The organism is Rhizobium sp. UBA1881 (assembly GCF_002338015.1).
GTDB lineage: Bacteria > Pseudomonadota > Alphaproteobacteria > Rhizobiales > Rhizobiaceae > Rhizobium.
Genome location: NZ_DDHH01000073.1, coordinates 530 through 12,536, shown reverse-complemented (window position 1 = coordinate 12,536; position 12,007 = coordinate 530). Strand labels below are relative to the sequence as shown.

General features: G+C 63.2%; 11 protein-coding genes and 1 pseudogene. 7 read left to right on the top strand and 5 right to left on the bottom strand.

Annotation, left to right across the window (positions count from 1 at the left end; translation table 11 throughout):
• The first annotated feature begins 86 nt into the window (after nt 1–86).
• The 4 genes from B3605_RS08575 (at nt 87) to B3605_RS08560 (ending at nt 2,895) form a co-directional block, all read left to right on the top strand.
• A complete protein-coding gene (locus B3605_RS08575; protein WP_112944222.1) occupies nt 87–728 on the top strand; it encodes an alpha/beta fold hydrolase in 642 nt (213 codons plus the stop codon).
• A gap of 147 nt (nt 729–875) precedes the next feature.
• On the top strand, nt 876–1,805 hold the full coding sequence (locus tag B3605_RS08570; RefSeq protein ID WP_409457188.1) for a glycine betaine ABC transporter substrate-binding protein: 930 nt from the start codon (nt 876–878) through the stop codon (nt 1,803–1,805).
• A gap of 59 nt (nt 1,806–1,864) precedes the next feature.
• Entirely contained in the window at nt 1,865–2,512 is a 648-nt protein-coding gene (locus B3605_RS08565; protein WP_112944220.1) for a L,D-transpeptidase, read from the top strand.
• Nucleotides 2,513–2,679: 167 nt separating this feature from the next.
• Nucleotides 2,680–2,895 carry a hypothetical protein gene (locus B3605_RS08560; protein WP_245206322.1) on the top strand — a complete coding sequence of 72 codons (216 nt, stop codon included), beginning with the start codon at nt 2,680–2,682 and terminating at the stop codon, nt 2,893–2,895.
• Nucleotides 2,896–2,950: 55 nt separating this feature from the next.
• Here B3605_RS08560 and B3605_RS08555 read toward each other — a convergent pair whose 3' ends face one another.
• The 4 genes from B3605_RS08555 to B3605_RS08540 all read right to left on the bottom strand — a co-directional run bounded on the left by B3605_RS08555 (nt 2,951) and on the right by B3605_RS08540 (nt 8,421).
• Nucleotides 2,951–5,194, bottom strand: a complete 2,244-nt coding sequence (locus tag B3605_RS08555; protein WP_112944219.1) for a glycoside hydrolase family 2 protein — start codon at nt 5,192–5,194, stop codon at nt 2,951–2,953.
• 92 nt (nt 5,195–5,286) lie between these two features.
• Entirely contained in the window at nt 5,287–6,198 is a 912-nt protein-coding gene (locus B3605_RS08550; RefSeq protein WP_112944218.1) for an SMP-30/gluconolactonase/LRE family protein, read from the bottom strand.
• A gap of 113 nt (nt 6,199–6,311) precedes the next feature.
• Nucleotides 6,312–7,133 carry an SDR family oxidoreductase gene (locus B3605_RS08545; protein WP_112944217.1) on the bottom strand — a complete coding sequence of 274 codons (822 nt, stop codon included), beginning with the start codon at nt 7,131–7,133 and terminating at the stop codon, nt 6,312–6,314.
• A 100-nt stretch (nt 7,134–7,233) separates the two neighbouring features.
• Nucleotides 7,234–8,421 carry a phytanoyl-CoA dioxygenase family protein gene (locus tag B3605_RS08540; protein ID WP_112944216.1) on the bottom strand — a complete coding sequence of 396 codons (1,188 nt, stop codon included), beginning with the start codon at nt 8,419–8,421 and terminating at the stop codon, nt 7,234–7,236.
• A gap of 105 nt (nt 8,422–8,526) precedes the next feature.
• Between B3605_RS08540 and B3605_RS08535 the strand changes: the two genes are divergently transcribed.
• Both B3605_RS08535 and B3605_RS08530 read left to right on the top strand, forming a co-directional pair.
• A complete protein-coding gene (locus B3605_RS08535; RefSeq protein ID WP_112974074.1) occupies nt 8,527–9,549 on the top strand; it encodes a LacI family DNA-binding transcriptional regulator in 1,023 nt (340 codons plus the stop codon).
• 74 nt (nt 9,550–9,623) lie between these two features.
• The gene (locus B3605_RS08530; protein ID WP_112944215.1) at nt 9,624–10,844 is read left to right on the top strand and encodes an adenylate/guanylate cyclase domain-containing protein; all 1,221 of its coding nucleotides are present in this window, start codon (nt 9,624–9,626) and stop codon (nt 10,842–10,844) included.
• On the opposite strand, the gene B3605_RS08525 is transcribed toward B3605_RS08530, so the two are convergent.
• Entirely contained in the window at nt 10,845–11,627 is a 783-nt protein-coding gene (locus B3605_RS08525; RefSeq protein ID WP_112944214.1) for an SDR family oxidoreductase, read from the bottom strand.
• Nucleotides 11,628–11,854: 227 nt separating this feature from the next.
• On the opposite strand from B3605_RS08525, the pseudogene B3605_RS08520 reads away from it, so the two are divergent.
• A pseudogene (locus tag B3605_RS08520) lies at nt 11,855–12,007 on the top strand (OsmC family peroxiredoxin); the annotation flags it as partial.

The window sequence follows — 12,007 nt, the reverse complement described above, 5'->3', positions numbered from 1 at the left end:
AATCCTGCCCCCGCAACCAAATCTTTCCCAGAACACAATAAACCTGAGCCCTGTCGGCTCGCAGACTTATCCTGTAATAAGACAGCATGAGCACGTCCTTCCTGTTTTCCGGCCCCGACAACGCACCCGTGACGATCCTTCTCGCGCATGGTGCCGGCGGTGCCATGGATTCGGCGGGCATGGAGCGGTTTTCCGAGGCTCTGGCTGCGGCTGGAATGCGGGTCGTTCGGTTCGAGTTCGGTTACATGGCCGAGCGACGGCTGTCCGATCGACGTCCACCTCCGCCCAGGGCGGAGACGTTGATTCCTGAATATCTGGCGGCGGTGCGCGACCTTGGTGCCAGCGGTCCGCTTGTCATCGGCGGCAAGTCGATGGGTGGACGGATTGCCAGCATGGTTGCCGATGATCTTTATCGCTCGGGCGATATCGCGGGATTGCTGTGCCTTGGCTATCCGTTTCATCCGATGGGAAAGCCGGCGCAATTGCGCACGGCGCATCTGGGCGCGATCAGGACGCCGACGCTGATCTGCCAAGGAACACGGGATGCGTTCGGGACGCGAGAGGAGGTCGCGGGCTATTCGCTTTCGTCCGAGATCGAGATCTTCTGGCTCGAGGATGGCGATCACGATCTGAAGCCGCGCAAGGCTCTCTCCGGCTTCTCGGCGGCGGATCATGTGGCGGCGATGGCATCGCGGGTCGGTGCATGGGCGTCTGGCCTGCAGCGCTGATCCGGCTTTTCTAAAACACTCTACACTTGACTAACTGCGCCCGCTTCTGCATCTTGGCGTTGTAATATCAGCATGCGATCCGATCAGTGTCTGCCGAGGGGGAACATTGTGAGAGATGGTGCCGGTTGCGGCGTGTTCGTCGTTTTATTGTCCGCATTGTTATCCGTCTTGGGGGCTGGGACGCCTGTCCTTGCGGATGACCTCAAGATCGCCATGCCGAACTGGCCGTCCGGCCAGGCAACGGCGTTCATTCTCAAGGTCGCGATCGAGAAAGAGTTCAAACAGCCTGCTCTCGTCCAGGAAATGGGTACGCTCAATGCCTTTGCCGGGCTGGAGAAGGGGAGCGTCGACATTCACCCGGAGGTCTGGCAGCCCAATCTCGCCGATGTCATCGAAAAATTCGTGACCGAGAAGGGCGTGGTCGTTCTGGCTAAGCACATGGTTCCTGCGTGGCAGGGCATCTGCGTGACGCCCGCGGCGGCCGAGAAGGGGATCACTGATATCACCGATCTCAGCGATCCCGACAAGACCAGCCTTCTCGATACCGATGGTGACGGCAAGGGGGAGATGTGGATCGGCGCGCCGACTTGGTCCTCGACGGGGATCGAGCGCGTGCGGGCGAACAGCTATGGTTACGCCAAGACGATGACGCTGGTGGAGGCCGAGGAGGAGGTGGCGATGGCCGGCATCGATGCCGCGGTCGCGACCGGCCAGCCGGTGGTGTTCGCCTGCTATGCGCCGCATTTCGTCTTCGATCTGCACAAGATCGTTCGGCTTGAAGAGCCAAAGCACGATGCGGCAAAATGGTCGTTGGCAAGTGCGACCGATCCGCTCTGGATCAAGAAATCGTCGGCGTCGACGGCCTGGGATACGGCGACCTTCCGTATCGCCTATTCAACAGCGCTTGCCAGCAAGCACCCCGAAATCGCGGCCTTCCTCGAAAAGGTCGACCTGACTCCGGAGGAGGCGACGGCGATGAGCTATGCGCTCGAGGTGGAGCGGCAGGCGCCGCTCGGCTATGCCAAGGCATGGGTGGAGCGCAACGCGGCGCGGATCGATGGGTGGGCGAAGCCATGAGGGCGCGGTCTTCTTTTCTGGCGACATGCGGTGGGGCGTTCGGTTGGGTAACCCGGCGCTTGCGCAGGAGGCTGCCGGTTGTGGCGGCCGCGTTGCTGCTTGCGCCCGTCATCGTGCTGGCGCAGACGCAGATCTATGATGCCAAGACGCGGACATGGGTCGATTACGACAACAAGAAAGCCCGGCAATATTACGCGCGCAACAAGCAATCGCCGGAGGCCTTTCGCAGGCAGATCGTGACGTTCCGGACCGCGGAGCCGCCGGGGACGATCATCATCGACGGCAACCAGCATTTTCTCTACCTCGTGCAGCCGGGCGGGCAGGCGATCCGCTACGGCATCGGCGTCGGCCGCGACGGCTTCGGCTGGGCCGGGATCGTGCGTGTCGGGCGCACGGCCGAATGGCCGGTATGGACGCCGCCCGCCGAAATGGTGGCCCGCGATGCCAATGCGGCCAAATGGGCGGCCGGCATGCCGGGTGGGCCGGACAACCCGCTCGGGGCGCGGGCGCTTTATCTCTACGCCGGCGACCAGGACACGATCTACCGCATTCACGGCACGGCCGAGCCATGGACGATCGGCCTCGACGTGTCGTCCGGGTGCATCAGGCTCAACAATGACGACGTGACGGACCTGCATTCGCGGGTGCAGATCGGCGCCAAGGTCATCGTGCTCATGCAGGGGGCCGCGCTTTACAAGGGTATCTGATCGATCACGCCGGCATTGGCCGGGGATTGATCAGGCCTGATATCATCAACGTCTGGAGGGGACAGATGTCGAGAGAAGACTTGAAGCGAGGCGGTCGAGCTCTTCTGGGCCTGGCCGGACTGTTGTCGTTGGGCGCCTGTACGCCCGCGCCGCCGCCACCAGAAGCCATGGCGCGCACAACACTGATGACGGCGCCGGCCGATTTGCAATTGCTTTGCGCCAATGCGGTGACGAGCAGCGCCGGAGCCGGTGTCAAGGTCTTGCCGACAGGCTCGCGGCTGCAGCCTGACGGGACATTCGCCGTCGATCTGGATGCAGGGGGTAAGAAATACTCCTGCATCGTCGACAACAACGGTAGCGTGCGGTCGGTGACGCCCGTCTGAGCGCCGCACGGAGCGCATCGAGCCTGGCTTGTGAAGACCAAGGCTCCGGCCGCCGTCAGACGGCGTCGAGCGTCAGTGTGACTTTACCGAAGCGGGGGCAGCTGGCCTCCAGCGTGATCTCGCCGGTCAGGCCCGTGGTCTCGATCCAGAGACCGGCTGTGCCACCCTGGAGCGGGATGGTGCTGGGGCCGACGATCTTTGCCGGGCCGGTGAGAGATATCGTCACCACTTCGTTGAGGAAGGGCAGGCGCTGGCCCTGCTGGTCCAGCGCGCGCAACACGACACGGGTGGTGTCGCGTTCGCGTGCCTTCAGCCGGGTGCTGTCGGCCACCACCTGCAGTGTCGTCGGCAAAGGATCGGCGACCAGCGTCAACTGCGCGACGGCTGCGCCGTCGACATAGCCGGTGAAGCTGCCGTCGATCCATTTCTGGCCCCAGATGCCGAGTTCGTCGGCGGTGAAGTGACGGTGGTCGAAGACGACGGGCGGATGCGGCAGGTGCGGGAAGTTCTCGTAGTCGGGGCCGACGCGTTTGGTTACCGATCCATAGGTCAGCTCGACCTCGTCGCAATTGGTCAGCACGATCAGCGGGAGCACACCGCCGATGTTGCGCTCACCGCGCGCCCAGAAGGTCACCGGCTTCATGATGACGTCTTCGGAGGGTTCGCACTGGCTGGCATAAGCGTAAGCGGCGAATTTCGGTTCGCGGAACATGTCCATGACGCCGTGGTAGCAGATGCGGTCACCTGAGCCGAAATCCTTGTGGGTGTTGTAGTCGAACATGCACCAGCCGATGGCGCCCGCTATGTCGGGATCGCCATAGGCGGCGTTCAGCACTTCGAGGTGGCGGCGGACATGTTCGGCCTGGCGCGCTTCCTGGTCGTAGATCTTGGTCGGGTACATGTGACCGCCGAATTCGGTGATCATGTAGGGCACCTTGTAGGAGAGGCCGGTGCTCTCCTGCTGCGGGCGCAGCGGCGTGCGCGGGCGGTTGGCGCCCGGCAGCTCCTCGTTGCCGAGGATGAAGTCGTTCATCGTGTAGACGTCCTCGAGCAGCTCGCTATCGGTGATGTAGCGAACGCCGCCGGTCGGTCGGGTGGGGTCTAGCTCGCGGGCAAGCCGGTTGGTCTCGGCATAGAAATGGTGGCTGTCCTGGCTCTCGTTGATGCGCACGCCCCAGATGACGATCGACGGATGGTTCCAGTCGCGCTCGATCATCCGGCGGACGTTGCGGATGGATTCATGCTGCCATTCCTGGTCGCCGATGTGCTGCCAGCCGGGGATCTCCTCGAACACGAGCAAACCGATCTTGTCGCAGCGGTCAAGAAACCACTTCGACTGCGGATAGTGCGAGGTGCGGACCATGTTGCACTTCAGCACGGATTTCATGATATCGGCGTCGCGTTCCTGGGCGGAGCGGCCGGCGGCGTAGCCGACATAGGGGAAGGACTGGTGGCGGTTGAGGCCGCGCAGCTTCAGCGGGCGGCCGTTCAGCTTGAAGCCTTCAGGGGTGAATTCGGCGGTACGGAAGCCGAAGCTGGTCGTCAGTCTGTCGGAACCGTGGCTGGTCTTCAGCTCCACCGTCATCTGGTAGAGTTCCGGATTGTCGATATCCCAGAGAGCGATACCGGTCAGGCCGCTGAAATCAAGTGTGGCGTCGTCGCCGGTCGTGTCTGATGATGCGGTGGCAAGCACATTGCCATCGATATCGGCGAGCGAGGCGGTCAGCGTTCCCAGGAAGTGTACGTTGCGGGGATTGGAGAGATGGACGCGGACGGAGGCGGACTTTTCTTCCGAGAGCACATCCGTGGTCTCGATCTTGACGTTCTGGATCGAGACGGGGTCGGTGACCTTCAGCCAGACTTCGCGATAGATGCCGGCGTAAGTCAGGTAATCGATCGCGCCGCCGAAGGGCGGGATGGCGGGGTTCTCGCTGCCGTCTATGGTGACTGATATCAGGTTGTCGCCGCGTTGCAGGCCGTTGGTCAGGCGCGCCTCGAAGGGGGTATAGCCATCCTTGTGGGCGATGATTTCCTCGCCGTTCAGATAGACCACGGCGTCGGCCATGGCGGCGTCGAACACAAGCGAGACCTCGCGGCCCTCGAATTCCGGCATCCAGCGCAGCAGTTTCTGATAGGTGAAAGCACGCTGATAGCTCGCTTCATCGAAATAGTTGAACGGGAGTTCGACCGCCGTATGCGGCAGGTTGACGATGAAGCGGCCGTCGAAATCGCGCAGCAGATGCTGGCCGGCACCCTGATGGAAAGCCCAGGATTCGTTATAGGGAACGATGGAACGCATGTCAGTTTCTCACGGCAGTAACGGTATCGGGGACGGAGGCGCAGCGAGGCGCCACAAGCGGTCTCGACTGCGCGTTCAATGTCAGTTTTGGCTTACGGGTACTGGGCGCCGTTGGTCGTTAAGTAAATGGCGTAGACCGATTGCGTCGCGGTTATGAACAGGCGGTTCTTCTTCTGGCCACCGAAGGTGATGTTGGAGACCGTCTGCGGAACCTTGATCTTGCCGAGCAGAGTGCCGTCTGGCGCGAAGCAGTGAACGCCGTCGGCGGCACTGCTCCAGAGGTTGCCTGCGACGTCGAAGCGGAAGCCATCGGGCACGCCGTTGTCGATCGAGCAGAAGTAGCGGCCGTTGGTCAGCTTGCGGTCGTCGATCACGTCGAAGACTCGGATGTGGCGCGGCACCTCGTGGTTCGAGGAGCCTGAATCGGCGATATAGAGCTGCTTTTCATCCGGCGAAAAGGCGAGGCCGTTGGGCTGGATGAAGTCGGTGGCGACCGCTTCGATTTCGCCGGTTCCGGCATCGATGCGGTAGACGTTTCTGGTCTCCTGCTCGGGCTCGGCCTTGTGGCCTTCATAGTCGGACATGATGCCGTAGCTTGGATCGGTGAACCAGATGGAGCCGTCGGAGCGGACGACGACGTCGTTGGGCGAATTCAGCCGCTTGCCCTTGTAGCGATCGGCGAGCACGGTGATGCGGCCATCCGGCTCGGTGCGGGTCACGCGGCGGCCGCCATGTTCGCAGGATACCAGCCGGCCCTGGCGATCGCGGGTGTTGCCGTTGACGTAGTTGGATGGGGAGCGGAAGACCGAGGCGCCGCCATCGGGCACCCAGCGCATGATGCGCTCGTTGGGAATGTCGCTCCAGAGCAGGCAGTTGAGATCGGAGAACCAGACGGGACCCTCGGCCCAGCGGCATCCGGAATAGAGTTCCTCCAGCCTGGCGCTGCCCGCGATCAGGCGATTGAAACGATCATCACGGATGTCATAAAGCGCATCTTGCGACACAGGCTGCTCCTCCCAAAGCGATTTGATCTCCTTCGTAAACGTAAACGACGCCGCGTGCCAGAGCCCGGCCGCGCAAAAGGCCGAGGCTCCGGCATTTTTGGACCTGGCATGTTTCAGAGTGGCGCCTGTGGGTGTGGCGAGCCGTCGTAAGCACCCCAGATCGATTGGTCGAAACAGATCATCGAGCCGGTCATCAGGCCGGATTCCTGTGATGAGAGATAGGCGCAGGCGCGGGCCACTTCCTCGGGGTCGACCAGGCGGCCGAAGGGCTGGGCGGCGGCGGCTTCGTCCAGCCAGTTGGCGGCGGCGCCGTGGAACTCGCGCTGGATACGGTCCTCGCCTTCCGAGGCCATCCAGCCGATGTTCAATCCGTTGACGCGGATGCGGTTGCGCAGCAGCGCATAGGCGGTGTTCTTGGTCAGCGTTTCCAGCGCGCCCTTGGAGGCGCAATAGGCGGCGATGAAGGGCTGGCCCGCCTTGGCCGACATCGAGCCGATGTTGACGATCGTGCCCTCGGTGTTTTCGCGGCGCATGATTTGCACGCTTTCCTGGATCAGGAAGAAGGGCGCGCGCACGTTGATCGCGAACATGGTGTCGAAGAGCTCGGGGCTGGTGTCGAGAATGGTGCCGCGATCGGTGGTGGCGGCGGCGTTGACCAGCGCATCGACGCGGCCGAAAGCCTTGTCGCAGGCCTTTACGACCTTGCTGGCATCCTCGACCCTGGAGAGATCGGCCTGGACATAGACCACCTCCGCGCCGGTAGCGCTGGCGATCTCCTCGGCCTTGGCGCGGCCCTTCTCGGCGTTGCGACCGCAGATGACGATGCCCTTGGCGCCGCGCTCGGCAAAAAGCCGGGCGATGGTGGCGCCGAGGCCCTGCGTGCCGCCGGTAACGATGGCGATCTTGCCGTCGAGGCGGCTGTGGTCTGCGCTCATATATGTTCCTCCCTATGATCTGTGACTGATGATGCGCGAATGGCCCCTCGCGACGCGAGAGGCCTTTTGTCGTTGTTGCTATTGAATGCCGTGCTCGTGCTCAGCTCAGCTTCTTCTCCGCCTGTTTCGCCAGCGCTTCGGCAAACATCTCGTCGCTCCAGCCCGCCGCCAATGCCTCGTGCATCAGCTGCGCCTGCGTCTTCGGTGCGAGGCCGCCGACCGGTGGGTCGCGGTCGAGATTGGTCGGGAAGGAATAGCCCTCGGCGCAGGCAGCCACCGCATTGGCGATTTCTGATTGTGAGAGCGTGTCGGAAAGCTGCTTCAGGGCCGGGAAGAGGGTGGTGCTCATGCGCTGCCGGTCGACCGTTTCCATGGCGCGGCCGAAGGCGGAGGAGACTTGCAGCAGGTTGGCGACGCGCTTGATATCGGCCGAGCGGTTGGTGCCGGCGGCATGAAAGAGCGCCGGGTTGAAGAAGACGACATCGCCCTTCTTCAGCGGCAGCTGGACGTGGTTCTTATCGAAATAGTCGCGGAATTCCTGGCGCTTGAGGGCGAGATATCCCGGCACATAGGTCTGGCTGTTCGGCAGGAAGAGCGTCGGCCCGCTCTCAAGCGGCATGTCGCAATGGGCGACCGCGCCCTGCAGCGTCAGCACCGGCGAGAGCCTGTGGACGTGCACGGGGAACTGCTGGATCACTTCGGAAGACTGGAAGCCGAGGTGATAATCGCGGTGCGCGGATTGGGCGGCACCACCGGGGTTCACGCGGTTGACCTGCGCGGTCATCTGGTAGCTCGGGCCGAGCCATGCCTGGCTTGCCAGCGCCACGATCGGGTTGGCGTAGTATTCGGCGAAATTGTCGGGGTCGGCGAGGCAGTGCTTTTCGAGCGAGTTCCAGATTCGGTCGTTGGCACCGGCCTTGGCGAAGTGATCACCGCCGCCGGTCGACGTGCGGTGCTGCTCGGTGATGATGTCGTCGAAGATCTTGCTGGCGCGGTCGATGACGCCGGTGTCCTCGTAGGCGCCGGTGAAGACGACGACGCCGGGGCCTTCGGCGAAGGCTTCGCAAATCTCGGCCAAGAGCGCGCGCTTGCCCTCGGGATCGGCGATGACGGCCCTGACATTGCGGCTGTCGTAGATCAGCACGTTTTTCTCGACCGCAGCGGCGTTCGGATAGTCGGCGAGCGATGTCGTCTTTTCGGCCAGCGCCCGGAAGTCGTCGAGATCGCAGGCATCCTCGGTGAGCCAGACGCGGTCGGCACGCAGCTTCTGCAGATTGTCGGTTTTCATCAGATGCTCCTCCATTCCTGATGAAGGCACTATACGGCGCGGCGAGGGCCGTGATAGATCAGAAAGCCATCAAAAATACATCAGATTGGATCGGAGCCTGACGGCATGGCGCATGTCTTTCTCGTCAAGGATATCGCCTTTCAGGCGGGCTTGAGCACGGCAACCGTGGACCGGGTGCTGAACGGCCGGCCGGGCGTGCGGCGGCAGACGGAGCTGCGGGTGCGAGCGGCCATCGCCGAGCTTGAGAAGCAGCAGACGGAGGTGGCAGCAGGCGGGCGGACGATCGCGATCGATATCGTGATGGAAACGCCGGAGCGTTTCAGCACGACGGTCCGCGCCGCCTTCGAGGCTGAAGTCGCGACCTTTCTGCCGACGGTGTTTCGCTGCCGCTTTCATTTCGCCGAGGTGATGAAGCCGGCGGAGATCGTCCAGCTTCTCGACCGGATACGGCTGCGCGGCACCAAGGCTGTCGTGCTGAAGGCGCCCGACGTGCCCGAGATCGACGCCGCCGTATCACGGCTGGAGGAGGCGGGCATCCCCGTGGTGACCCTGGTGACCGACCTGCCCAATTCGGCGCGGATCGCCTATGCCGGGGCAGACAACCGGGCAGCCGGCGAGACCGCCGCCTATCTGATCGGCGAGCGGTTTGCCGGCGCGCCGGGTCGGGTGCTGGTGACGCTCTCGAGCGGGCGGTTCCGTGGCGAGGAGGAGCGCGAGATCGGCTTTCGTCGTGTCATCCGCGAGCGATACCGTGAGATCGGTATCACCGAGATCAGCGAAGGGCATGGAACGGACGCGGCAACCGGCATTCTGGCGGCGCGGGCGATTAAGGCCGACGAGACGATCGACGCGGTCTATTCAATCGGCGGCGGCAATCGCGCGGTGCTGGCGGCCTTCGAGGCGGCCGGTCGGCCGATCCGGGCGTTTGTCGCGCATGATCTCGATGCCGATAATCGCGCGCTCTTGAAAGCCGGCAAGATCGGCTTCGTGCTGCATCACGACCTGCGCTCCGATGCGCGTACGGCGTTCCGCGCTGTGATGAGCCGCAGTGTTTCCGGGCGTATCGCGCCGACGTCCTTGTCGGCGGTGGAAATCATCACACCTTACAATATGCCGGCTGCGACATGATGTTTAGCGGCTTTGCCGTTCCTTCGGTCGTCAAATCACGGTAAAGCTTGCGTATCAGACAAGGTGACTATGGCATGGAATACGGTGATATCGGTACGGTTGCGACGTGGCTGACGGAGCAGGGGCTGAATGGCGCGACTGAAACCGAGCTGCTGACCGGCTTCTGCGATACCTGCCGCAGGCTTGGCCTTCCGCTCGACCGCAGCCTGGCGCTGATGGATACGCTGCACCCGGTGCATGAGGGGCGCGCTTTTCGCTGGGATAGCGAGCAGGATGTCGAGCCCGAATTTGCTTATGGCCCGATGGGCGGCGATGGAAACTCGCTGGAAAACTGGCAGCGCTCGGCCTTCTACCATCTCTGGACGGGCCCCGAGAACGAGGTTCGCCGGCGGCTGGCGTTCGGCGATCCGGCGGATTTCTACATGCTGGATACGATGCAGGCCGAGGGACATACCGATTTCGTCGCGATGGTGCGCAAGTTCGACAAGGCCGGCACGATCGGCGAGATGGACTGCTTCTTCGTGCATTTTGCTACACGCCATCAGGAAGGGTTTTCCGATCATCACATGATGGTGCTGCGCAAGCTGGCTCCGGTTCTGGCGCTGGCGATCAAGTGTATCGGGCTCGGGCGTATCGCCCGCACGATCGCCGAGGTCTATCTCGGCGAGGATGCGGCGCGCCAGGTGCTGGATGGCAAGATCAGCCGAGGTAAGTCGGAGCGGATTTCGGCGGTGCTGTGGTTCTCGGACCTCGTGAACTACACGAAGATCTCCGACAGCGCCTCGCCTGAGGAAATCCTGCCGATGCTGAACGCCTATAGCGATCTCGTCATTACGGCGGTGCATGAGGCTGGCGGCAATGTGCTGAAGCTGATCGGCGACGGGGTGCTGGCGATCTTCAAGGCCGACGCGCCGGCGGACGCCTGTTCGGCGGCGCTGAAGGCCGAGCGGATGTTGCACGAGAGACTGGTGACGCTGAACAACGAGCGCGCCTTCGAGGAGCGGCCGACCACCGACGTCTATATCGGCCTGCATATCGGCGACGTGTTCTACGGCAATATCGGCAGCCAGGAGCGGCTCGACTTCACGGTCATCGGTCCTGCCGTCAACGAGGTCAGCCGCATTGCGTCGCTTTGCCGGTCCGTCGATTTCAACGTGCTGATGTCGTCCGATTTCGCCGCTGCCGTGCCTGAAGCCGAGCGCGGCGGGCTGGCCTGCGTCGGGCGCTACGCGCTGCGCGGCGTGCAGCGGCCGCAGGAGCTCTTCACGCTGGAGACTGCCGGTACCATCCGCTGATCAGCGCAACAATCCCTGTCCGCCATCGATCCAGACGGGCGTGCCGGTGATATGGCGGGCGCGGTCGCTGGCGAGGAACAATATGGTTTCGGCCACATCCTCGCTGCGGCCGGCTTCGCCGCCGGTGATCGGGATCTCGCCTTCAGGCCAGACGACGGGGATGCCGCTTTCCTTTCGGTGGCGAGCGCTGGTGTTGTCGCTGATATCGGTGTCGATGGCGCCGGGGCAGACGGCGTTGACGCGGATGCGGTGCTTGCCGAGTTCCAGCGCGAGCTGCTGCACCATCGCTACCTGGCCGGCCTTGGTTGCGGTGTAGGCCGTGGCGCCGGGTGTGGTGAAGGTGCGGGTGCCGTTGATCGACGAGACGACGACGATCGCGCCACCGCCGGCCGATTTCAAATGCGGCACGGTCAGATGCAGCGTCAGATAGGTGCCGCGCAGGTTAACCGCGATGGTCTTGTCCCATTCGTCGGGCCTGAGATCGTCGATCGGCGCCCAGACGCCGTTGATGCCGGCATTGGCGACGACGATATCCAGACCGCCGAAGGTGTTGACGACGGTATCGACGGCTTTGCGCATGGCGGCTTCGTCGCTGGTGTCCGATATCAGCGCAATCGCCTCGCCGCCGGCCGCCACTATCTCATCGCGTGTTCTGGATATCTCGCTTTCGGTGCGGCTCAGCACGGCAACCTTGGCTCCTTCGGCCGCCAAAGCCAGGGCAGTTGCCTTGCCGATGCCCGAGCCGGCGCCGGTCACCAATGCGATCCTGTCCTGCAGTTCCATGTCGGCGCTCCCGCTTTCTCGTGCTTTCAAACCCAATGTTCCAGCATGGACTTGGTTCCGCGGTGTCGCGTGGCGATGGCGGCGGCCGGCGCAATCAAATTTTACAAGACTGTCGCCTTCCTGGATTAGAGACTTATATGCTCGGGCGAAGGGGTTTTCGCGCCTCTTGACCGGATGACGCGGCGGGTCGCCGCGTTGGAGAACACTCAGTCCAACAGGAGAACGGCATGCAGATCAATCGCACAGGTTCCGCACAGTGGTCGGGCGGCATCAAGGACGGCAAGGGTCAGATCTCGACGCAGAGCGGCGCGCTCAAATCCTACCCTTATGGCTTCGCCAGCCGCTTTGAAGGTCTCCCCGGCACCAATCCCGAAGAGCTG

Excerpts from the sequence above, each read along its gene's own strand:
- B3605_RS08575 (WP_112944222.1), top strand. The coding sequence starts at position 87 with ATGAGCACGTCCTTCCTGTTTTCCGGCCCCGACAACGCACCCGTGACG.
- B3605_RS08555 (WP_112944219.1), bottom strand. The coding sequence starts at position 5,194 with ATGCGTTCCATCGTTCCCTATAACGAATCCTGGGCTTTCCATCAGGGT.
- B3605_RS08545 (WP_112944217.1), bottom strand. The coding sequence starts at position 7,133 with ATGAGCGCAGACCACAGCCGCCTCGACGGCAAGATCGCCATCGTTACC.
- B3605_RS08540 (WP_112944216.1), bottom strand. The coding sequence starts at position 8,421 with ATGAAAACCGACAATCTGCAGAAGCTGCGTGCCGACCGCGTCTGGCTC.
- B3605_RS08535 (WP_112974074.1), top strand. The coding sequence starts at position 8,527 with ATGGCGCATGTCTTTCTCGTCAAGGATATCGCCTTTCAGGCGGGCTTG.
- B3605_RS08530 (WP_112944215.1), top strand. The coding sequence starts at position 9,624 with ATGGAATACGGTGATATCGGTACGGTTGCGACGTGGCTGACGGAGCAG.
- B3605_RS08525 (WP_112944214.1), bottom strand. The coding sequence starts at position 11,627 with ATGGAACTGCAGGACAGGATCGCATTGGTGACCGGCGCCGGCTCGGGC.
- B3605_RS08560 (WP_245206322.1), top strand. The coding sequence starts at position 2,680 with ATGGCGCGCACAACACTGATGACGGCGCCGGCCGATTTGCAATTGCTT.